Source organism: Rodentibacter sp. Ppn85, from assembly GCF_001999335.1.
In the GTDB taxonomy this organism is placed as follows: Bacteria; Pseudomonadota; Gammaproteobacteria; order Enterobacterales; family Pasteurellaceae; genus Rodentibacter.
Window position 1 is genome coordinate 1 of record NZ_MLHS01000050.1, and the last position, 20,777, is coordinate 20,777.

The 20,777-nt window shown below is 38.8% G+C and carries 24 protein-coding genes and 5 tRNA genes; 15 read left to right on the top strand and 14 right to left on the bottom strand.

What is annotated here, in order from left to right; all coding sequences use genetic code 11:
• Nucleotides 1-2 precede the first annotated feature (2 nt).
• Together BKL51_RS08790 and metJ are read left to right on the top strand one after the other, a co-directional pair.
• Nucleotides 3-1,031 (top strand): glycosyltransferase family 9 protein, encoded by a 1,029-nt coding sequence (locus BKL51_RS08790; protein WP_077466327.1) that lies wholly within the window; start codon nucleotides 3-5, stop codon nucleotides 1,029-1,031.
• Nucleotides 1,032-1,136: 105 nt separating this feature from the next.
• Nucleotides 1,137-1,454 (top strand): met regulon transcriptional regulator MetJ, encoded by a 318-nt coding sequence (gene metJ / locus BKL51_RS08795; RefSeq protein ID WP_077466328.1) that lies wholly within the window; start codon nucleotides 1,137-1,139, stop codon nucleotides 1,452-1,454.
• Here the strand turns inward: metJ and cueR are convergent.
• Complete coding sequence (gene cueR / locus BKL51_RS08800; protein WP_077466329.1) at nucleotides 1,451-1,843, bottom strand: Cu(I)-responsive transcriptional regulator; 393 nt, start codon at nucleotides 1,841-1,843, stop codon at nucleotides 1,451-1,453. The two genes, metJ and cueR, sit on opposite strands and share 4 nt — an antisense overlap.
• Nucleotides 1,844-1,929: 86 nt before the next feature.
• Between cueR and BKL51_RS08805 the strand changes: the two genes are divergently transcribed.
• Both BKL51_RS08805 and BKL51_RS08810 read left to right on the top strand, forming a co-directional pair.
• Entirely contained in the window at nucleotides 1,930-2,136 is a 207-nt protein-coding gene (locus BKL51_RS08805; RefSeq protein ID WP_077466330.1) for a heavy-metal-associated domain-containing protein, read from the top strand.
• Nucleotides 2,120-4,294 (top strand): cation-translocating P-type ATPase, encoded by a 2,175-nt coding sequence (locus BKL51_RS08810; RefSeq protein WP_255372291.1) that lies wholly within the window; start codon nucleotides 2,120-2,122, stop codon nucleotides 4,292-4,294. Before BKL51_RS08805 ends, BKL51_RS08810 begins: the two co-directional genes overlap by 17 nt.
• A 35-nt stretch (nucleotides 4,295-4,329) precedes the next feature.
• Here the strand turns inward: BKL51_RS08810 and cpxA are convergent, their stop codons facing one another.
• Genes cpxA through yejK form a run of 4 tightly spaced genes read right to left on the bottom strand, consistent with a single transcriptional unit; the run spans nucleotide 4,330 to nucleotide 7,969 of the window.
• A complete protein-coding gene (gene cpxA, locus BKL51_RS08815; RefSeq protein WP_077466331.1) occupies nucleotides 4,330-5,721 on the bottom strand; it encodes an envelope stress sensor histidine kinase CpxA in 1,392 nt (463 codons plus the stop codon).
• 5 nt (nucleotides 5,722-5,726) lie between these two features.
• Entirely contained in the window at nucleotides 5,727-6,431 is a 705-nt protein-coding gene (locus BKL51_RS08820; RefSeq protein ID WP_077466332.1) for a response regulator, read from the bottom strand.
• Between the two features lie 47 nt (nucleotides 6,432-6,478).
• Nucleotides 6,479-6,892 carry an outer membrane protein assembly factor BamE gene (bamE, locus tag BKL51_RS08825; RefSeq protein WP_077466333.1) on the bottom strand — a complete coding sequence of 138 codons (414 nt, stop codon included), beginning with the start codon at nucleotides 6,890-6,892 and terminating at the stop codon, nucleotides 6,479-6,481.
• 60 nt (nucleotides 6,893-6,952) lie between these two features.
• Nucleotides 6,953-7,969 carry a nucleoid-associated protein YejK gene (gene yejK, locus BKL51_RS08830; protein ID WP_077466334.1) on the bottom strand — a complete coding sequence of 339 codons (1,017 nt, stop codon included), beginning with the start codon at nucleotides 7,967-7,969 and terminating at the stop codon, nucleotides 6,953-6,955.
• 136 nt (nucleotides 7,970-8,105) lie between these two features.
• Here yejK and BKL51_RS08835 point away from each other — a divergent pair, with 136 nt between their 5' ends.
• The 3 genes from BKL51_RS08835 to BKL51_RS08845 all read left to right on the top strand — a co-directional run bounded on the left by BKL51_RS08835 (nucleotide 8,106) and on the right by BKL51_RS08845 (nucleotide 11,286).
• Nucleotides 8,106-8,324 carry a YejL family protein gene (locus BKL51_RS08835; RefSeq protein WP_077466351.1) on the top strand — a complete coding sequence of 73 codons (219 nt, stop codon included), beginning with the start codon at nucleotides 8,106-8,108 and terminating at the stop codon, nucleotides 8,322-8,324.
• A gap of 1 nt (nucleotide 8,325) precedes the next feature.
• Nucleotides 8,326-10,074 (top strand): DUF3413 domain-containing protein, encoded by a 1,749-nt coding sequence (locus tag BKL51_RS08840; RefSeq protein WP_077466335.1) that lies wholly within the window; start codon nucleotides 8,326-8,328, stop codon nucleotides 10,072-10,074.
• Nucleotides 10,075-10,293: 219 nt separating this feature from the next.
• A complete protein-coding gene (locus tag BKL51_RS08845) occupies nucleotides 10,294-11,286 on the top strand; it encodes an amidohydrolase family protein (protein WP_077466336.1) in 993 nt (330 codons plus the stop codon).
• Nucleotides 11,287-11,388: 102 nt separating this feature from the next.
• Here BKL51_RS08845 and BKL51_RS08850 read toward each other — a convergent pair.
• From BKL51_RS08850 to BKL51_RS08865, 4 genes are all read right to left on the bottom strand, one after another.
• A tRNA-Val gene (locus BKL51_RS08850) sits at nucleotides 11,389-11,464 on the bottom strand.
• 54 nt (nucleotides 11,465-11,518) lie between these two features.
• A tRNA-Val gene (locus BKL51_RS08855) sits at nucleotides 11,519-11,594 on the bottom strand.
• Between the two features lie 63 nt (nucleotides 11,595-11,657).
• Nucleotides 11,658-11,733: transfer RNA gene (locus BKL51_RS08860), tRNA-Val, on the bottom strand.
• Nucleotides 11,734-11,771: 38 nt separating this feature from the next.
• Nucleotides 11,772-11,847 (bottom strand) — tRNA-Val (locus BKL51_RS08865).
• A gap of 169 nt (nucleotides 11,848-12,016) precedes the next feature.
• Between BKL51_RS08865 and gltX the strand changes: the two genes are divergently transcribed.
• Entirely contained in the window at nucleotides 12,017-13,459 is a 1,443-nt protein-coding gene (gene gltX / locus BKL51_RS08870) for a glutamate--tRNA ligase (protein WP_077466337.1), read from the top strand.
• Nucleotides 13,460-13,537: 78 nt separating this feature from the next.
• A tRNA-Ala gene (locus BKL51_RS08875) sits at nucleotides 13,538-13,613 on the top strand.
• Between the two features lie 90 nt (nucleotides 13,614-13,703).
• Here BKL51_RS08875 and psiE read toward each other — a convergent pair.
• The 3 genes from psiE to ispB form a co-directional block, all read right to left on the bottom strand.
• Nucleotides 13,704-14,120 carry a phosphate-starvation-inducible protein PsiE gene (gene psiE / locus BKL51_RS08880; RefSeq protein WP_077466338.1) on the bottom strand — a complete coding sequence of 139 codons (417 nt, stop codon included), beginning with the start codon at nucleotides 14,118-14,120 and terminating at the stop codon, nucleotides 13,704-13,706.
• A gap of 84 nt (nucleotides 14,121-14,204) precedes the next feature.
• On the bottom strand, nucleotides 14,205-14,930 hold the full coding sequence (locus BKL51_RS08885; protein ID WP_077466339.1) for an epoxyqueuosine reductase QueH: 726 nt from the start codon (nucleotides 14,928-14,930) through the stop codon (nucleotides 14,205-14,207).
• A gap of 45 nt (nucleotides 14,931-14,975) precedes the next feature.
• Nucleotides 14,976-15,965 carry an octaprenyl diphosphate synthase gene (gene ispB, locus BKL51_RS08890; RefSeq protein ID WP_077466340.1) on the bottom strand — a complete coding sequence of 330 codons (990 nt, stop codon included), beginning with the start codon at nucleotides 15,963-15,965 and terminating at the stop codon, nucleotides 14,976-14,978.
• Nucleotides 15,966-16,179: 214 nt separating this feature from the next.
• Between ispB and rplU the strand changes: the two genes are divergently transcribed.
• The 4 genes from rplU (at nucleotide 16,180) to cgtA (ending at nucleotide 18,982) form a co-directional block, all read left to right on the top strand.
• Complete coding sequence (rplU, locus tag BKL51_RS08895) at nucleotides 16,180-16,491, top strand: 50S ribosomal protein L21 (protein WP_077466352.1); 312 nt, start codon at nucleotides 16,180-16,182, stop codon at nucleotides 16,489-16,491.
• Nucleotides 16,492-16,511: 20 nt separating this feature from the next.
• Nucleotides 16,512-16,769 (top strand): 50S ribosomal protein L27, encoded by a 258-nt coding sequence (gene rpmA, locus BKL51_RS08900; protein ID WP_077466341.1) that lies wholly within the window; start codon nucleotides 16,512-16,514, stop codon nucleotides 16,767-16,769.
• A gap of 83 nt (nucleotides 16,770-16,852) precedes the next feature.
• Nucleotides 16,853-17,776 carry a DMT family transporter gene (locus BKL51_RS08905; RefSeq protein WP_077466342.1) on the top strand — a complete coding sequence of 308 codons (924 nt, stop codon included), beginning with the start codon at nucleotides 16,853-16,855 and terminating at the stop codon, nucleotides 17,774-17,776.
• Nucleotides 17,777-17,809: 33 nt separating this feature from the next.
• On the top strand, nucleotides 17,810-18,982 hold the full coding sequence (gene cgtA / locus BKL51_RS08910) for an Obg family GTPase CgtA (RefSeq protein ID WP_077466343.1): 1,173 nt from the start codon (nucleotides 17,810-17,812) through the stop codon (nucleotides 18,980-18,982).
• A 69-nt stretch (nucleotides 18,983-19,051) separates the two neighbouring features.
• On the opposite strand, the gene smpB is transcribed toward cgtA, so the two are convergent.
• Both smpB and BKL51_RS08920 read right to left on the bottom strand, forming a co-directional pair.
• A complete protein-coding gene (gene smpB / locus BKL51_RS08915) occupies nucleotides 19,052-19,534 on the bottom strand; it encodes an SsrA-binding protein SmpB (RefSeq protein WP_077466344.1) in 483 nt (160 codons plus the stop codon).
• A gap of 135 nt (nucleotides 19,535-19,669) precedes the next feature.
• On the bottom strand, nucleotides 19,670-20,017 hold the full coding sequence (locus BKL51_RS08920; protein WP_077466345.1) for a helix-turn-helix domain-containing protein: 348 nt from the start codon (nucleotides 20,015-20,017) through the stop codon (nucleotides 19,670-19,672).
• A gap of 151 nt (nucleotides 20,018-20,168) precedes the next feature.
• Between BKL51_RS08920 and BKL51_RS12130 the strand changes: the two genes are divergently transcribed.
• Both BKL51_RS12130 and BKL51_RS12135 read left to right on the top strand, forming a co-directional pair.
• On the top strand, nucleotides 20,169-20,336 hold the full coding sequence (locus BKL51_RS12130) for a hypothetical protein (RefSeq protein WP_233127110.1): 168 nt from the start codon (nucleotides 20,169-20,171) through the stop codon (nucleotides 20,334-20,336).
• 106 nt (nucleotides 20,337-20,442) lie between these two features.
• Nucleotides 20,443-20,760, top strand: a complete 318-nt coding sequence (locus BKL51_RS12135) for a transferrin-binding protein-like solute binding protein (RefSeq protein ID WP_233127111.1) — start codon at nucleotides 20,443-20,445, stop codon at nucleotides 20,758-20,760.
• The last annotated feature ends 17 nt before the right edge of the window (nucleotides 20,761-20,777 follow it).

Sequence of the window (20,777 nt, forward strand, 5' to 3'; positions counted from 1 at the left end):
ATATAAAGAAGTTATTGCAAAAAATAAGGATATTAATTGGAAATTTTTTAATTGATAAAAATAACCGTTTTGATAGCTCTCGGTATGCATTAAATAAAATTTTATTTCTTCGTCAAGATGGTCGAATTGGTGACTATGTAGTGAGTTCTTTTGTTTTCCGAGAGTTAAAAAAATGGAACCCTAATTTGAAAATTGGGCTTGTTTGTACATTGGAAAACCAATATTTATTTTCACAAAATGAATATATTGATCAACTTTATTTAGTGAAAAAAAGAAGTATTAAAGATTATATACGTTGTGGTTTAATGTTACGCAAAGAAAATTATGATCTGATCATCGATCCGACTATATTTTTGAGAAATAGGGATCTTTTGTTACTACGTTTAATTAACGCAAAAGTAAATATTGGTTATCAAAAAGAAGGCTACAAGTTATTTAATCAAAATATTCCTTATAGCGGTCAACACTTTTCTCAGGTTTATGCTAGCGCATTAGACAAAATAGGACTCAAAAATATTGAGTTACAATATGATGTACCTTTTAATCAACAGGCTGCAACCGCTATTTCTAAGTTTTTGAAAGAAAACCATCTACAAAATTATATTGCGATAAATTTTTTTGGAAATTCTACAGTAAGAAAAATGCATGATAAAAATATCATAGCGCATTTACACAGGTTAACTGATAATTTCCCTGATAAAAAGTTTGTATTATTAAGTTATCCTGATATAAATGAGAAATTGATCAATCTGGTGAAAACGTTTGATAATGTTTTTGTTTATCCTACAACAGAAATATTTCATACAATTGAATTAATTAAATATTGTCAGCAGTTAATTTCTGTTGATACTTCAACTATACATATTGCCTCCGGCTTTAATAAATCAATTATTGGTTTCTATCCTAATGACGAAGAAAATTTTGCTCACTGGAGACCGATGACCCACTCTCCGACGCATATTTTATTTTTTGATAAAACAGTCAATGAAATCATGCCGGATAAAATTAACCTTGAATGGATTATATCGTAGCAAAAGTGCGGTCATTTAGCCGTCTAGATTGTTATTTGGTTCTTTTTTCATTAGAATAGCCACACATAATTTAGTTTTAATTTTCTTATTGATTGTAAGGTATTTATGGCAGATTGGAATGGCAAGTATATTAGCCCTTATGCGGAACACGGAAAGAAAAGCGAGCAGGTTAAAAAAATTACAGTGTCAATTCCCATTAAGGTGTTGGAAATTTTAACCAATGAACGTACCCGCCGCCAATTAAAAAGTCTACGCCACGCTACCAATAGTGAGTTGCTTTGTGAGGCTTTTTTGCATGCTTTTACCGGTCAACCGTTGCCGACAGATGCTGATTTAATAAAAGAGCGGCATGATGAAATTCCGGAACAAGCAAAAGAAATTATGCGTCAATTAGGCATCGATCCTGAAAGTTGGGATTATTAATTTGCCTCTTTTAATCCGTCCAAAATTGAACATTCGGGGCAATCATTGCCTTGGCATATATTGTACCAATGTTGTAGTTTGCCTACCATTTCTTCTAATTGTTTAATTTGTTGCTTTAATGTCGTGATATGTTTTGCCGTTAATGCTTTTACTTCACTGCTGCTACGGGCTGGGTTATCTTGAAGGGCGAGTAATTGCCTGATTTGTTGTAAAGAAAACCCCACGTCTCTTGAATGACGAATAAAATGTAATCGCTCAATATCTTTTTCTTCATAATGACGATAGCCGGACAAGCTTCGTTGTGCCGGTTTAATTAAACCTAATTTCTCATAATCCCGAATTTGTTTTGCGCTAAGACCGCTTAATTTTGCGGCTTCACTGATATTCATAGAAAAACACCTTGACCTTTACCTTAAGTTAAGGTTTATAGTAGCTAACATTAATTTTTTATTCAATATAAAACAAGGAGAAAATAATGAAAAATGTTCATTTAACCGTAACAGGAATGCATTGTGGTGGCTGTATAAAAAGTGTAACGAGCGTATTGAAAGAATTGGACGGCGTAGAGCAAGTGGATGTTGCTCTTGAAGGTTATGCAGATATTCAATTTGATGAGAGTAAAGTTTCTGTCACCCGGTTAATTGAAGTTATAGAGGAGGCCGGGTTTGACGCAACAGAGTAAAAAAATTGTCCTGCAAATTGAGGGGATGACTTGTCAATCTTGTGCCAGCAGAATTGAAAAGGTTCTCAACAAAAAAAATTTTGTGGAGCAGGCAAATGTGAATTTTGCAGTGGAAGAAGCACAAGTAGTATTTGATTCGACACAGGCAACTACGGAGGATATTCTCAATATTCTTCAGAAAACTGGGTTTAAAGGGATTTTAAAAACCGCTCAGCAACCTGCTCTGCAAGAGCACAGAAAAATTCATTGGCGACTTTGGTTATTATTGTTAATTAACATTCCTTTTTTAATTGGAATGATTGGAATGTTAATAGGCAATCATCGTTTAATGTTGCCTCCAATGTGGCAATTTACACTGGCAACTATTGTGCAATTTGGTCTCGCTATTCCGTTTTATCGAGGTGCGATTGGGAGTATCCGTGGCGGGTTAGCAAATATGGATGTTCTTGTTAGTAGCGGTACACTAACTATTTATTTGTATTCCTCTTATATGTTGTTTTATCACACCGCACAAGGGCATGATGCACTACATCATATTTATTTTGAAGCAGCCGTTATGGTGATTGGCTTTGTTACTCTTGGCAAGTTTTTAGAAGATCGAACTAAAAAACATAGCTTAAACAGTCTAGAGTTATTATTACAACTTACCCCGAAACAAGTGAATGTTTGGAATGGTAAAACATGGCAAGCTATTCCCCTTGATCAAGTGAAAATAGGCGATGTATTACGTGCCAATCATGGGGAGCGTATTGCTGCTGATGGCGTTGTTGAAGCTGGCTCAGGGTGGTGTGATGAAAGCCATTTAACCGGTGAATCCATGCCTGAAATGAAGCAAGCTCAAAGTATGGTATTGGCGGGTTCAATGGTGACTGAAGGCAGTTTAACTTATCGTGCCAATCAACTTGGTTCTCAAACCTTGCTTGGCGATATGATGAAAGCGCTTTCTGAAGCGCAAGGCACAAAAGCACCGATTGCCCGTTTTGCAGATAAAGTTGCCGGTGTTTTTGTCCCTGCTGTTCTCATTATTGCGACGGTAACGCTCGGGTTGACTTGGTGGCGCACCGCGGATATTGGTACGGCTATTATTCATTCGGTCGCAGTGTTAGTGATCGCATGTCCCTGTGCCTTAGGTCTTGCTACACCGGCCGCTATTATGGCGGGAATGGGAAAAGCAGTGAATACCGGTATTTGGTTTAAAGATGCGGCAGCAATGGAAGAAACTGCCTATGTGAATACTGTTGTGTTAGATAAAACAGGCACATTAACTAGCGGTAAACTTACTGTCGCGGCAGTGTGGCAACCTGAAAGTGCGGTCATTTCCGAAGAAGATTTGTATCGTGTTGCTGCCGCTGTAGAGCAACATGTGACACATCCTATCGCAAAGGCAATAGTGCGTTCAGCGTTAGAAAAAAAATTGGCAATACCGACCGCACTTTCTGTAAAAACAGAAGTGGGCGAGGGTGTTTCGGCAGAGATTGAGGGGATTGGTTTTATTAAAGTGGGTACACCTGAGTTTTGTGGTTTTTATTTACCTAGTCAACTTGATGGTGTATGGGATATTGCAAGTATTGTGGCAGTTTCTATTAATAATGAAATCGCCGGGGCGTTTGCCTTAACCGACACATTACGCGAAGAAAGTAAACGAGCAATTGAACGATTACGGCAAAATAATATTGACGTGATTATTATGAGCGGTGATCGCCAATCTGTTGTGGATTATATTGCACAACAGCTTAATATTACGACCGCATTCGGCAAACTCGCTCCTCGTGATAAAGCGGCAAAAGTCCAAGCCTTACAACAAAAAGGGCGTGTTGTTGCAATGGTTGGCGATGGCATTAATGATGCTGCGGCATTGGTGAGGGCAAATGTGAGTTTTGCGATGAAATCAGGTTCTGATGTGGCAGAGCAAGCGGCTTCTGCGACGCTAATGCGTCAATCAATAAACCAGCTTGCCGATGGGATTTTTATTGCGCAAGCTACATTAAAAAATATCAAACAAAATCTCTTTTTCGCATTGGTTTATAATATTCTTGGGATTCCTCTTGCCGCATTGGGCTATTTAAGCCCAGTCATTGCAGGGGCGGCGATGGCATTAAGTTCCATTTCTGTATTAATGAATGCATTAAGATTAAAACGATTAAAGATCAAACAATAAAATAAGGCGGAATTATCCGCTTTATTTTTTTACTATTACTTATTCAACCAAAGCGGTAGTTCAATAGTAACGGCAAGTCCCCCTAGCTCACTTTTTTCAGCCCATACCTTACCTTGGTGTTCTTTAATAATATTTAAAACTATAGTTAAGCCTAATCCTGTACCGCCGGTTGATTGAGAGCGGGCTTCATCAACACGATAAAACGGTTGGAAAATTTTTTCAAATTCGTCAGGGGGGACTCCAAAACCGTTGTCATCAATTCGGATCTTAAGGTTTTCTTCTTGAATAAAAATATTGAGTTTGATTTTACTCTTAGTATATTTCAGGGCATTTCTAACAATATTTTCTACCGCACTTTGTAATAACTCCGGATTTCCGTTCAAAAATGGCTCGAAATCTGGTAATTGAAAGCATTGTTCAAATTCAATATGGTTTTGTTTGGCTTCAAACATTGCGTCTTGTACGACATTACGCCAAACTTGTTCAGCCGGAAAGATAGAGCTTTTCGTTTGTGTATTCATCTGTTGTCGAGAGAGAAGTAGTAGATCATTAATCATTTTATCCATACGCGTAATTTCTTTCTCTATTCGTTGAATAGTACTATTACTACCGGTTTGATGACGGATAAGTGCTACGGCAAGTTGGAGACGGGTCAATGGCGTTTTCATTTCATGAGAAATGGAAGATAACAGATTTTGTTGATTTGAGATTAAACTATTAATCGCAGCAGCCATTCGGTTAAAACTTTGACCGACCTGACGCAATTCCCACGGCCCGTTTTTGCTTAATTGAGGATCAATTTTAAAGTTTCCTAATGCTACATTGTTCGCTGCTTTTTGTAGACGATAGATAGGTTTTACGATGGTATAGGTAAACCACCATAGTAATGGTGTGGTAGTCAATAAGGTTAATATTAATAATACTAATGGGTTATCGATCATGTAACGAATAATTTCCTGAGAAGGACTGGCATGAGAAATAAAGAAAAGTGATAAGGGTTCGTCAAAGCTATCTACGTACACTTGAAAAGGACCGGCAATCTGAATATCCGCAAAGTTTTTTCTCATAGGGTGAGAGAAATTATTTGCCGTTTCGGCAAAGCACTCTATAAAGGTTTTTTCTTCACTAAATGCACCAAAAAATTCTTTGCGCAGGGGATTGTAAATAACCGGGCGGGTTTCACTAAATCGATCAATAGGAAGTAAGGGAACTTCAGAAAGAAGTGACGTAATTTTGTGATTACGAATAGATTCTACCAATTTTTTTTGATAATTAGCAATTTCATATTCTTTAAGATTTGAGTAAAAGCGGTTATCCAAATAGGGTAATAGGAGTAACAATACCATCATAGTAAAAAATGCGAGCCAAAAAGCCGTAAAGGTACGGATAGTTAGATAATTTAAGCTAAACTTTTTTCGATTCGGCATAGAAGCTATTTACTAATTAAAAGATAACCGCGTCCACGTAAAGTCCTGAACCATGGCAATCCGTCTTCTCTAGAGGGTAATTTTTTGCGTAGATTTGACATATGCATATCAATCGAACGATCAAACGGTGCAAGAGGTTTCCCCAATACACTCATACTTAATTCCTCACGGGTAATGGGTTTTCCTTGGGAGCGAATCAGAGCTTCAAGTAATGCAAATTCCGATGCAGTAAGGAGAAGATCTTGCGTTTTATAGAGTACCTGTTGATGACCTGAATGGAGTTTTAGCTCACGGAAATGAGTCCAACTGTTTTCTTCCGATTTGTTTTTTATGTTTTCTAAATCTTCGGATCTTGTACTTCTACGTAAAATTGCTTTAATACGGGCAATCAATTCGCGATCGTTGAAAGGTTTTGGTAAATAGTCGTCTGCGCCCAATTCTAATCCTAATACGCGATCAATTTCTTCTCCACGGGCGGTTAGCATCATTACGGGAACATTAGACTGTTGTCGGATACGTTTAAGCGTTTCGATACCGTTTAATACAGGCATCATGACGTCTAACAAGATTAGTGAATAATCCTGGTTGAGCTTATCTAATGCCTCTTGCCCGTTATTAGCAACATCAATATCAAAACCCGATAAAGAAAGAACTTCCGCAAGCAAATCGGTTAATTCGGTATCATCATCAACTAATAAAATCTTTGACATTATTAAACCTTTTGGTATGACTTATTGTTTAGTAAAACAAAAGGAAATTACCAGAATTTCCACCAAAATTTTTTATTGGTGTCAGCGTTACGTTCAATAATCGTGTTGTTTTCATTTTGTGACGTAACTTTAGGTAATGGTTTGTCCAGATTTGTTTCAGTCACAACACCGAGTTGATCAAATTTTACGGTAAAAGTATGTTGTTCCGGGGCTTGGTAGGCTCGTTGTTGTAAAAACACATAATACCAAGTTAAATTGCTGTAAGGATCAATTAAGACAGGCGTTCCGAGTAGGTATTGTACTTGTTGAACTGTCATACCCTGTTTAACTTGTGCTACGCTTGCTGCTTCTAAATAGTTGCCTTGTGGCACATCAATACGATAAACGACTTTTTCAACAGTAGAACAAGCAGAAAGGCTAAGAGCCAATACCGTTGCACCAAAAAGAGTTTTGAATTGCATTTTCTTTACCTGTATTCACAATTTTTTCAAATAATACCCAAAGTTAACTCTCTTGCCAAACTAATTCTTTGATTTTAAGGCTTTTTGTAGCTGATCTTTCAAGTTTGGCGGCAACCCTTTGATAACAAGCTCATCGTTCATTGAATCCCAATGAATCCGCGTATTGAGTAAATCCGCATCAAAACTTAATGTAATTCCCTTACCTGAACCGGAGAATTTTGTCAGGGATTTTAACGCGGAACGTACCGGCGGAATACTTTCCTCTAAACCATAATCTTGATTTTCTACAAAGGAAACAAAGGGGTGCTCGCTTAGAGTAGGGATGTTAGCGGAAAGTTCCGCTAATTCAATTTCCTCCCCTGTGGCAAGTTGCCCTTTGCAATAGTCAAAAACTTGTTTTTTTACCGCTTGGGTTTGTTCTTTATTAAGCTCACCCTGTTCACAATAATCACTGACTGCCTGCAAGAGGCATTGATTTTGCACCTGTGGGTTCAACCCTTCTTCTGCACCTAAGAAATCCATAAAAAAGTCACTGATTTTTCGTCCAACCCGTCCCTTAATGAAAGTTAAATAACGATTGGAGTTAGCGTTAATTTGTAAATCCGTTAGGTTCACTCTGGCTGCAATATCAAATTGTGTAATATCGAGATATTCTGTGCGTCGAATATCTAAGTGTTCGTCCACCAGCATACTGTGCCGGTTGTCGAGCATAGCGATAAATAAATAGTCTGTCGCTAAAAAATTGTAGTGGCATAGAATAAGCGTGCCGCTGTCGGCAAAACTGTATTTGCTTAATTCATTAGCGAGAAGTTTGGTTGCATATTGACTAAAGCCCAAAAATTCGATTTCTTGTTCCAATAAACGATTCAAATGCTGTGCGAATACCGAATTTTCTTGGAAGATACCGAAGGCTTTAGCTTTATTCTGATAAGCTTGGTGTAACAGTAACATCATTTGTTCTACTTCCGGCGTAATGGGTAGGAGCTCCTCCCGAAGAGTACTTTCCATTTTCGTATTTTCACCGTCAGTTTGCTTGATAAGTTGATGTAGCACGATTTGATTCACTGTAATGCTCATTTTATTTCCCTCTTTCAAAAACGTGGCAAATTATAACCGCACTTTTTCTGTATTTCTGCAAGAAAAAAGAAATTATTTATGATCTGTAAAATAATCGGGTATGATAAAGCAATTTCTTTCTTTTATTTTTAATAAAATGGCGCAACATTCTAAATATTCTGATGCACAGTTGAGCGCAATTGTAAATGATATGATTGCCGTACTCGAAAAACATAAGGCTCCGGTGGATTTATCCCTGATTGCACTTGGTAATATGACAAGTAATTTACTCATAACCAGTGTGCCTCAAACACAACGGGAAGCCTTAGCACAAGCCTTTTCCAATTCTTTAATTAATGCAGTAAAAACGCTTTAGTATGATTCGATTCAAAAAAGGCATGTTTAGCGGAAAACAGTACCGTGATGAGACCTCACGAAAAATCTCGTGGGGGCATTGGTTTGCTTTTTTTAATATCATTATCGCCATATTAATCAGTGCGCGTTACGCTTTCCTAATTGATTGGCCGGACACTCTTGGCGGCAAACTTTACTTTTTTGTTAGTTTGCTTGGGCATTTTAGTTTTAGTGTTTTTGCTATTTATTTATTGGTGATATTCCCGTTAAGTTTTGTTGTTAAAAATGACCGCACTTTTCGTGGGTTAACGGTGATTTTGTCCACTATTTGCATAACTTTGTTATTATTCGATACGGAAGTATTCCATCGTTTCAATTTGCATTTATCGTCAGTTGTATGGAATTTGTTGGTGAATCCGGAAAATGGTGAAATATCACGGGATTGGCAAATATTTTTTGCACCAATGCCGATTATTCTCTTAGTACAAATGCTGTTTTCCCGTTGGAGCTGGGAAAAACTTCGCAGTTTGGAACGCCAAAAATGGCTGAAGGCGGTGGGAATTTTCTTCACTTCAGCTTTTGTCGCTACTCATCTTATTTATGCTTGGGCGGATGCTTATTTGTATCGCCCAATCACAATGCAACGCGCTAATTTTCCACTTTCTTACCCAATGACAGCACGCTCGTTTTTAGAAAAACACGGGCTATTGGATGGTGAGCAATATACGCAAACATTAGCGCAGGAGGGGCGACTGGATGCACTAAAAATTGATTATCCGAAACATTCTTTGGCTTTTACCCCAATGGAACAGAAACCGAATATTTTGCTCATTACAGTTTCTGGATTACGTTATGATTCTGTTTCTCCTAAAACAATGCCTAAATTAGCGGAGTTTGCAACTACTTCGACACAATTCACCAATCATTACAGTAGCGGTAATACGAAAAGTACCGGCTTAGTGGGGCTGTTTTATGGTTTGAACGCGAGCTATACGGATAGCATTTTAAGTAACCATACCCCGTCTGTATTGGTTGAAAAATTACAAGCGGAAAAATATCAATTCGGTTTATTTTCAGCAACGCATTTTAAAGAGAGTTTATTCCGCCAGGCGCTATTCCGCGGTATGAAGTTGGCAAAAGGCAAATTCGGGAACGAAAGTGCGGTCAAAAATTTCAATGAATTTATCGCCGCAAGAAAAGCGGATAATCCTTGGTTTGCTTATCTTGATCTTGATTTAAACATTAGCAATGTCTCGGAGTACGGGCAGCGCTTAATGCAGATGGATAAATTGATTGAGCAAGCATTAATGAATGTTCCATTAGAAAATACATTGGTCGTTGTAACCTCGGAATACGGTTTAACTTTCAATGCGTTAAATAAAAAAGATCTGGCGAATTATTTTGGGCGTGATCAGATTCAAGTTCCGTTATTAGTCTATTGGAAAGACTTACCGGCGGGAATAGAAAAAGGGTTGACAAGCCATACGGATTTGTTGCCTGCATTGATGAAAAATGTGTTTAACGTTCAGAATCCTTTCAATGATTATTCGCAAGGGCATAATTTGTTTGAACGAAACGGTGACGATTGGGTGCTTGTTTCCAATTATCGTTGGAATGTGTTGGTTCAGCCCGATGGCACGCAATATCATATCGATCGCAAAGGAAACTACAAAAAATTTGACCGCACTTATCAAGAACAATCCTCTGAACGCCCGCCTTTAGGTTTGTTCTTAGAAATGTTTAAGCGGGAAAATTCATTTTTTGATAAATAAGTGATAACAGCATTTTCATCCTGTTTTATGATAAAAATGAATAGCTTTTTGAGGTTTAACCCTTTATACTTTCGCCTCAGCTTAAGACTGAAAAGATGTTATTAATGAAAATCCGTGAGTTTTTCATAACATTATTACAATGCTTCTCGCCACGTTTGTCGTGCCTTTCAATTAATACGCTTCTCGTCTTTTTGTCCTCATTCTTTTTATGGAGTTTGTATGAAAAGCCATGTTCGTAGTTTTAAAACTTATATTCGTGATGAAATCATTAAAAAAGGTGGTTGGGTAAATGCTCATGCCCATGCCGATCGTGCTTTTACTATGACTCCGGAAAAAATCGGGATTTATCATAGCAGTAATTTACAACAAAAGTGGGATTTGGTAGATGAAGTAAAACGTACTTCCAGTGTTGATGATTATTACGCACGTTTTTGTCAATCTATTGAATTAATGATTTCTCAAGGCGTGACGGCATTTGGTACCTTTGTTGATATTGATCCGATTTGTGAGGATCGTGCGATTATCGCCGCTCATAAAGCCCGTGAAGTTTATAAACACGATATTATTCTTAAATTTGCGAATCAAACCTTAAAAGGCGTTATTGAACCGACGGCACGGAAATGGTTTGACATTGGTTCGGAAATGGTCGATATGATTGGCGGCTTGCCTTACCGTGATGAATTAGATTACGGGTGTGGCCTTGAAGCGATGGATATTTTGCTCGATAAAGCCAAATCGCTCGGTATTATGTGCCATGTGCATGTGGATCAGTTTAATAATCCAAGTGAAAAAGAAACCGAACAACTTTGCGATAAAACTATCGAACATGGGATGGAAGGGCGAGTCGTGGGGATTCACGGTATTTCAATTGGATCTCATTCAAAAGAATATCGTTATAAACTCTACGAAAAAATGCGTAAGGCAAAAATGATGATGATTGCCTGCCCAATGGCATGGATTGATAGTAACCGTAAAGAAGATCTTATGCCGTTTCATAATGCATTAACCCCTGCAGATGAAATGATCCCGGAAGGTATTACCGTTGCACTGGGAACGGATAATATTTGTGATTATATGGTGCCGCTTTGTGAAGGTGATTTATGGCAAGAATTAAGTTTGCTTGCGGCAGGTTGCCGTTTTCCGCATTTAGATGCGATGGTAGATATTGCAAGTATTAATGGACGTAAAGTACTGGGATTAGAACCGATTTAAACAATCTTTTGATAACAGAACGGTTATAAATGAAAAGTTTGTAATCGTTCTTTGCCTTGTTAGATGATGTAAAAATAAGAAAAAGTACTTAAACAAGTAAATTGGTGGGCGATACCGGTCTCGAACCAGTGACCCCCTCCTTGTAAGGGAGGTGCTCTCCCAACTGAGCTAATCGCCCGACAATATTAAGACCTAAGTCTTATATTTCGGTTTATTTAAACACTTAGCTAAGTGGTGGGCGATACCGGTCTCGAACCAGTGACCCCCTCCTTGTAAGGGAGGTGCTCTCCCAACTGAGCTAATCGCCCACTAAGATAGCGTTTAAATAAAAGGGAAAGTTTGAGCGGAAAGAATACTTAATCTAAACTAAGTGGTGGGCGATACCGGTCTCGAACCAGTGACCCCCTCCTTGTAAGGGAGGTGCTCTCCCAACTGAGCTAATCGCCCGCTTGGTCAAACTCTACAACATTAAGACACTTTAGAAGTGGTGGGCGATACCGGTCTCGAACCAGTGACCCCCTCCTTGTAAGGGAGGTGCTCTCCCAACTGAGCTAATCGCCCTTAATGTTGTGGATTGGCATTATAGGGATAATGCATTTTCAGTCAATCATTTTTTATAAAATTTAACTTAATTGTTGTAAAAATAAACATAAAAATGGCTTTTTTATTTAGAACTGTGTTTAGTCGTAGTAGAATAGCGAGTAATTTTTTATTGAATATAGGTTATAAAATGAAATTAGACGCTCCTTTTGATTTAGATCCAAATGTAAAAGTACGCACACGTTTTGCCCCAAGCCCAACGGGCTATTTACATGTAGGCGGCGCACGTACGGCGCTCTATTCTTGGTTATTTGCAAAACACAATCAAGGTGAGTTTGTATTACGTATTGAAGATACGGATTTAGAACGCTCAACACCGGAAGCAACGGCGGCTATTTTAGAAGGAATGGAATGGCTTAATCTTGCATGGGAACACGGTCCTTATTATCAAACCAAACGTTTTGATCGTTATAACCAAGTAATTGATGAAATGCTTGAGCAAGGTTTGGCTTATCGTTGCTATTGTTCTAAAGAACGTCTGGAAGCTTTGCGTCATAATCAAGAGAAAAATAAAGAAAAACCGCGTTATGATCGTCATTGCTTGCATGATCACAGCCATTCACCTGATGATCCTCATGTTGTACGCTTTAAAAATCCAACGGAAGGTTCAGTCATATTTGATGATGCGGTACGTGGTCGTATTGAAATCAGCAACAGTGAATTAGATGACTTAATTATTCGCCGTACTGATGGTTCGCCGACCTATAACTTCTGTGTGGTGGTAGATGATTGGGATATGGGAATAACCCATGTGGTACGCGGTGAGGATCATATTAATAACACACCACGTCAAATTAACATCTTAAAAGCCCTTGGAGCACCGATTCCGGTGTATGCCCACGTTTCTATGATCAATGGTGATGACGGACAAAAACTTTCTAAACGTCATGGCGCAGTAAGTGTGATGCAATATCGTGATGAAGGTTATTTACCGGAAGCATTGGTCAACTATCTTGTGCGTTTAGGCTGGGGACATGGCGATCAAGAGATTTTTAGTCGCGAAGAGATGATCAAATATTTTGAATTGGATCATGTGAGTAAGTCTGCCAGCGCATTTAATACCGATAAACTTTTATGGTTAAACCATCATTATATTCGTGAGTTACCAGCGGAATATGTGGCAAAACATCTCGAATGGCAATATCAAGATCTTGGCATTGATACGACCAATGGGCCTGTTTTAGCGGAAATCGTCAAAATGTTAGCAGATCGTTGTAAAACGCTACGGGAAATGGCACTTGCCAGTCGTTATTTCTTTGAAGAGTTTGAGACTTTTGATGAAGCGGCAGCGAAAAAACATTTCAAAGCGGGAGCCGTTGAAGCACTTGAAAAAGTAAAAGAAAAATTGACCGCACTTCCTGCTTGGGATTTATATTCGACTCATGCAGCGATTGAGCAAACAGCAGCCGAGCTTGAGGTCGGAATGGGGAAAGTCGGTATGCCGTTACGTGTTGCGGTGACAGGTTCAGGGCAATCGCCATCAATGGATGTGACTTTGGTGGGAATAGGTCGCGAACGTGTGATTGCTCGTATTCAGCGTGCGATTGATTTTATTAAATCTCAAAATGCTTAATATTTAATCGTCTGATTTTTTCGAGATAATTTCATGTTGACAGCGATAGCGGTAAAATTTAAGATACCGCCATCTTTTGGGGATATAGCTCAGTTGGGAGAGCGCTTGAATGGCATTCAAGAGGTCGTCGGTTCGATCCCGATTATCTCCACCAAATTATTAAAGCAAGGTTAATCGCCTTGTTTTTTTTATATTAGCCATCCTATCAAACTGAAACACACTATGTTTGTCGTGTTTTTCATTTCTAGAAATTTTTTAATTTATTGGAATAAAGCACTAAACAGAGTGCGAGCACCATAATCAAAATTGCACCGGCGAATAGAAGAGTATCTATTGCATTTTCATGGCTCACGATTATTAATCGGAGCATCGCCGTTATTCCGGCATAAATGAAATAACGTAATGGAAAATGATAGCCGCTTTTAAAATATTGAACAATTAAGCCGATAAAACCGAAATACAAGAAAAACATTACGGCTTCCTCTGCTAAAGCATAAGGCACAACGGTGGAAGGATTTATCACCATTAAGGCAAGAGAATAAGTGATTTTGGCTAAGGCAATGATCAAAACAATAGAAAGTGCGATAAGCGCCGTACTTAATACATATTTAAGTATGTTAATGACAAATGTCGGTAATTTTTCTAATTGGTTCTCTTCCATTTTTTCCTTCGTTTATTTTCAATAAAAACTATTGATAGACCAACCGCGATTTTGGGAAGAAGTGCGGTTAGTTTTTCCCGTGTTTTAATCCGGAGAATAATACAGTTTTCCTATTTCAATTTTTTGACGTCCTGTTTCTTCACGCCATTTATTGCTATCGCGTAACGAATAGACACAACCACAATATTCTTGTTGATAGAAACGTTCACGTTTACTGATTTCGATCATTCGTTGTGAGCCGCCTTCTTTGCGCCAGTTGTAGTCCCAGTAAATCACATCATCGTATTTTTCAGCCGCACGGTGACCACAACCATTAATTTGGTTCATATCTTTCCAACGGGAGATACCAAGACAACTGGTAAAAACAGGAAAACCATGTTTGTGTGCATATTCAGCCGCTTTTTCAAAACGCATATCAAAACACATGGTACAGCGAATACCACGCTCCGGTTCCCATTCCATACCTTTAGCACGGTCAAACCAATTTTGGCGATCATAATCCGCATCAATAAACGGAATAGCGAATTTTTTGGCAAAACGAATGTTTTCTTCTTTGCGGATTAAATATTCTTTTAACGGATGAATATTCGGGTTGTAAAAATAAATCGTAAATTCAATACCAGAAGCAAGAATCGCTTCCATCACTTCACCGGAACAGGGGGCGCAACAAGAGTGAAGAAGAAGTTTATGGTGTCCGTTCGGTAATTCTAACTTTTCGCGAACAAAAGGGGCATTAGGATCTGTGCGAGCCTTCTTTCTCGGTGTTCTCGGTTGAAAATTAGTCGTATTTTGTGTTTTCACGTTATTCATAAAGTGATCATTCAAAAGTAGAAAAGGGATAAAGTACTTCAATCGTTAGTAAGTTCTATTTACGGATAAATATGCCAAGGATATTAATGCTTGTGTGTATTGGTTTTCCGGCAGAATTGAAATCGCATCAACGGCTTTTTGTGCTTCTTGCTTTGCCCGTTCCATTGCATAATCCAGTGATTTGTGTTCCGCCATAATCGCCAATATTTCATTTATGTACTCACGTTTACCGCCCTGTTCAATTGCTTCACGAATCAACGCAGACTGTTCGGTGCTGCCGTGACGCATGGCGTGTAACAAAGGTAGAGTCGGTTTTCCTTCCATTAAATCATCACCGATGTTTTTACCTAAATCTTGTGTGCTTGCACTGTAATCTAACACATCATCAACAAGCTGAAATGCCGTACCAAGATAGCGTCCATAATCTTGTAAGGCTTTTTCTTGGCTTTCCGTTGCATTTGCAACAATTGCGGCAGTTTGTCCTGCAACTTCAAATAAACGTGCGGTTTTGCTGTAGATCACACGCATATAATTGGCTTCACTGGTCTGAGGATCGTTCACGTTCATTAATTGTTGCACCTCACCTTCAGCAAGGACATTGGTGGCATCAGCCATGATCCGAAGAATTTTTAAGGATTCCAATTGGGCAACAAGTTGGAATGCTCGCGTATAAATAAAATCGCCGACCAACACGCTTGCGGCATTTCCGAACTCGGCATTTGCGGTAGCGCGACCGCGGCGCATATCCGATTCGTCAACGACATCATCGTGCAATAACGAAGCGGTATGGATAAATTCCACGAAAGTGGCGCAAGTAATAGCGTTATCTCCTTGGAAACCTAAAGATCGTGCGGCAAGCACAGCGATCAACGGTCGGATCCTTTTTCCTCCGGCTTGAACGATGTAAAAGCCGAGCTGGTTAACCAGTGCAACGTCGGAATCAAGTTGAGCAAGAATATTCTGATTGACTTTTTGCATATCAGGCTCAGCTAATTGTTGAATGGCGCGCATATCCATTAAATCTTGTTTTTTCATCTTTTACGCTTGTTCCCAAATGAAAGTGCGCTATATTTTACCTGAGTTTTTATTTTTTCTAAAATTAATCCGTTAGAAAAAGGGAATTTTTTTATTTTATTGTAAATAAATTCTTGCTATGAGATCGTTTTTCTCATAGAATCTGCGACCTATTTATATGAATTTTGAAGTGTGGGCTGCCAAGGGCAGAAAAACACAATTAAGCGGAGTATTTATGTACGCAGTTTTCCAAAGTGGCGGTAAACAACACCGTGTGAGCGAAGGTCAGGTTGTTCGTTTAGAAAAACTTGAACTTGCAACTGGCGCAACAGTTGAGTTCGATTCAGTGTTGATGGTCGTTAACGGTGAAGATGTTAAAATTGGTGCACCGATGGTTGCGGGTGCAAAAGTAGTGGCTGAAGTCGTTGCACAAGGTCGTGGCGAGAAAGTGAAAATCGTTAAATTCCGTCGTCGCAAACACAGCCGTAAACAACAAGGTCATCGCCAGTGGTTCACTGAAGTGAAAATCACTGGGATTCAAGCATAATTTCAGAGGAGATCAAATAGATGGCAACTAAAAAAGCTGGTGGTTCAACTCGTAACGGCCGCGATTCTGAAGCTAAACGCCTTGGTGTTAAACGTTTTGGTGGTGAATCTGTATTAGCAGGCAGCATTATCGTTCGTCAACGTGGTACTAAATTCCATGCCGGTAGCAATGTGGGTATGGGAAGAGACCACACCTTATTTGCAACTGCAGATGGTAAAGTTAAATTTGAAGTAAAAGGCGAAAAAAGCCGTAAATATGTAAGTATTATTACTGAATAATTTAAAACTTATTTGATTGAAACGCCCTGCAAAATTTTTGTAGGGCGTTTTTGTCTTTTTAATTTCTAACAAAGCGAGTAATTATGAAACGACAACCGTTATTAGGCTTTACTTTTGCATTGATTACTGCAATGGCTTGGGGATCATTACCTATCGCATTGAAACAAGTATTATCGGCAATGAATGCGCAAACCATTGTGTGGTATCGTTTTGTTGTTGCTGCGATTGTTCTCTTTATTTTGCTGGCTTATAAAAAGAAATTGCCCGAATTTAGGAAAATTGGACGATATGCCTGGCTTGCAATCATCGGTGTACTTGGACTAGCCGGTAATTTTCTGCTCTTTAGCCATTCGTTAAATTATATTGACCCCTCAGTTGCACAAATTTTCATTCATCTATCCTCTTTTGGGATGTTAATCAGTAGTGTGATTATTTTTAAGGAAAAGCTGGGTTTACACCAAAAAATCGGAATCTTACTTTTATTAATTGGTCTAGGATTGTTTTTTAATGATCGTCTTAATATTTTTATCGAACTTAATCAGTATTCAATTGGCGTTATTTTAAGTGTTACAGCTTCGCTAATATGGGTTGCATACGGGATGGCACAAAAGTTAATGCTACGTAAATTTGATTCGCAACAAATTTTATTAATGATGTATTTTGGCTGCGTGATTGTGTTTACGCCTATGGCTGAGTTTTCGCAGGTACAAGACTTAACTCCTTTTATGCTAATTTGTTTTATTTATTGCTGTCTCAATACATTAATCGGTTATGGTTCTTATGCCGAGGCGTTGAATCGCTGGGATGTTTCGAAAGTTAGTGTTGTTGTGATGTTAGTACCGCTTTTCACGATTTTATTTTCTCATGTTAGCCATATTATTAGTCCGGAGTATTTTGCCGCACCCGAATTAAATAGCATTAGCTATATCGGGGCATTTGTTGTAGTATGTGGAGCAATTTTATCTGCAATCGGACATAAATTACTATCACCGCGCAATGCGAAATAATATAAAAGTGCGGTCAAATTTTGGAGAATTTTAATGAAGTTTATTGATGAATCCCTAATTCGAGTGGAAGCAGGAGACGGTGGAAACGGCTGTGTCAGTTTTCGTCGTGAGAAATTTATTCCCAAAGGGGGGCCGGATGGCGGTGATGGCGGTGATGGCGGTGATGTCTATCTGGTTGCCGATGAAAACCTTAATACGTTAATTGATTACCGCTTTAACAAGCGTTTTGCTGCGGAACGTGGCGAAAATGGTCGCAGTTCCGATTGTACCGGTCGACGCGGTAAAGATATTATTTTACTTGTACCCGTAGGAACCCGTGCCATTGATAATGATACAAAAGAAACCTTAGGTGATTTAACCAAACATGGTCAAAAAATGTTGGTGGCAAAAGGGGGATATCATGGTTTGGGAAATACCCGTTTTAAATCTTCCGTTAATCGCGCGCCCCGTCAAAAAACAATGGGAACGCCGGGGGAAAAGCGTGATCTACTACTAGAACTTATGTTACTTGCCGATGTGGGGATGCTGGGTTTACCTAATGCGGGCAAGTCGACCTTTATTCGAGCTGTATCGGCGGCAAAACCTAAAGTGGCGGATTATCCGTTTACAACGTTGGTACCAAGTCTTGGTGTGGTAAAAATGGATGAAGCCCGTAGCTTTGTCGTCGCCGATATTCCGGGATTGATTGAGGGAGCGGCAGAAGGCGCAGGCTTAGGGATTCGTTTCCTAAAACACTTGGAACGCTGTCGAGTGCTTATTCACCTTGTGGATCTTCGTCCGATTGACGGTTCTGATCCGGCGGATAATGTCGCTATTATCGAATCTGAATTGTTCCAATACAGTGAAAAATTAGCTGAGAAACCGCGTTGGCTAGTGTTCAATAAAATTGATACGATGACTGATGAAGAGGCTCACGAGTGTGCTAAAGACATTGTCGAACGTTTGGGATGGGATGGAGAGTATTACTTAATCTCAGCGGCAACAGGTAAGAATGTTTCTTCACTATGTCGTGATATTATGGATTTTATTGAAGCTCATCCGCGAGAAATGGAAGAACCGCAGCTCGCACCGGAAGAGGTAAAATTTAAATGGGAAGATTATCATCAAGAACAATTGGCAGAGCATCAATTAGAAGATGATGACGATTGGGATGATGATTGGACAGAAGAAGATGACGAAGGTATAGAATTTATTTACAAACCTTAATCCGTCTAACAAAAGTGCGGTCGATTTCATTGTAAAAATCGACCGCACTTTATTTTTTTAGATAGAAAATTATCCACGATTGGCATTTTTCATAATTCGCTCTTTTGCTACTCTCCATTCGCGATCTTTAATGTCATCGCGTTTATCGTGTTGTTTTTTCCCTTTGGCTAAACCGATTTTAATTTTTGCCCAAGCACCTTTCCAGTAAAGAGAAAGTGCAACAATAGTGAATCCGTCACGACTGGCTTTACCAAAAAGAGACTCTAATTCCCGCTTATTGAGTAGGAGTTTTCGGGTTCGAGTAGGATCACATACGACATGGGTTGAAGCCAAACTGAGCGGCTGGATAGTCGCCCCAAATAAATAGGCTTCTCCATTTTTGAAAATAATGTAGCTGTCGCTAATATTTGCCTTGCCCGCACGCATGGATTTGACTTCCCAACCTTGTAATTCCAGCCCTGCCTCAATTTCATCTTCAATGAAATAATCATGGCGGGCTCGTTTATTAAGGGCGATAGTATTTGAATCCGGTTTTACTTTCTTTTTTGTCATAACTTATTATATGTTTAAATTTTTGCTGATTTTACCGAATATATTTCTTGATCGCAAAGTCGGGTAATTAAAAGATAGAGGAATGATTGGAATTTAAACTAGAAATAAGGAAACCATGCTAAAAAACTGACTTTATTATCCTTTATCCAGCGTATCCAAAAAGGCCACAAAGGCTTGTTTTTGCACATTGGATAAGTTATCCCATTTTTGATTGATTTCCACTTCTTTTAATTCTTCTTGCATTAATGTCTCGGGCATACAATCTTGAAAAAAAAAACTGATAGGGGTGTTAAAAAAGATCGCAATATCAATCAAATGATTTACATTGATTTTACTTACGCCACGTTCATAACGAGAAAGTTGCTGCTGAGATAAATTGATACATTCCGATAACCTCTCTGCAGAGTAGCCAAATTCTTTTCTTTTTTGTTGAATGCGCTGCCCGATTGATTTATCTGCCGCTGCTGCCAATAACTGTGCCATTATTAATCTTCTAGAATACTCATTTATTCACATTTTGTCGTTTTTTAGGCTTGAAAACAGAGCTATAGATAAGAAAAATTAACTTTGTTTACTTATTTATAGATTGGTAAACCGTAAAATTTCTATATTTCACTCATTTAAGAGGTTTCCTATGAAAAAATATTTGCTTTCTATTATTCTTGCCGGATTTTTGACTGCTTGTGGTAGCGGTGGTGGTGCAGGTACTGCAACGACACCTGATGACACTAAAATTGATTTGACGAATAGTCCAAAAGGACACGTTTCAGCAAAAAACGCTGATGTTTTATGGAAAAAATAATAATGACTCCTTCTACGGTCTTTGGATAAATGACGCCAAAACAGTAAAAGAAACCCGCTTTTAAGGTACAAAAGCAACCAATTTACCTTCCGGTTCGGCAACTTATGTGGGGGATGCCTATTGGGTAAGCGGAATGACAGGCAATCCAAGTCGAGGTGGAAAAACAACATTAAATGTAGATTTTGATCAAAAATCTGTCGATGGAAAAATCGAATTTAGTTTGTTAAATGATGGACGTAGTCAAGATATTACGTTGCACAGAACCCAACTTAATGGAACGGAATTTAAGGGAGACGCTTCTACCTTGTTAGAAAAAGGAACATATCAAGGCGGATTATTCGGTAATGGGGCAAAAGAAGCTGCGGGTATCGTTGATTTTAACAATGATAGCTATGATACCTCTTTTGGTGGTGTCCGTTACTAACCTGTTTGGCTGCCTAT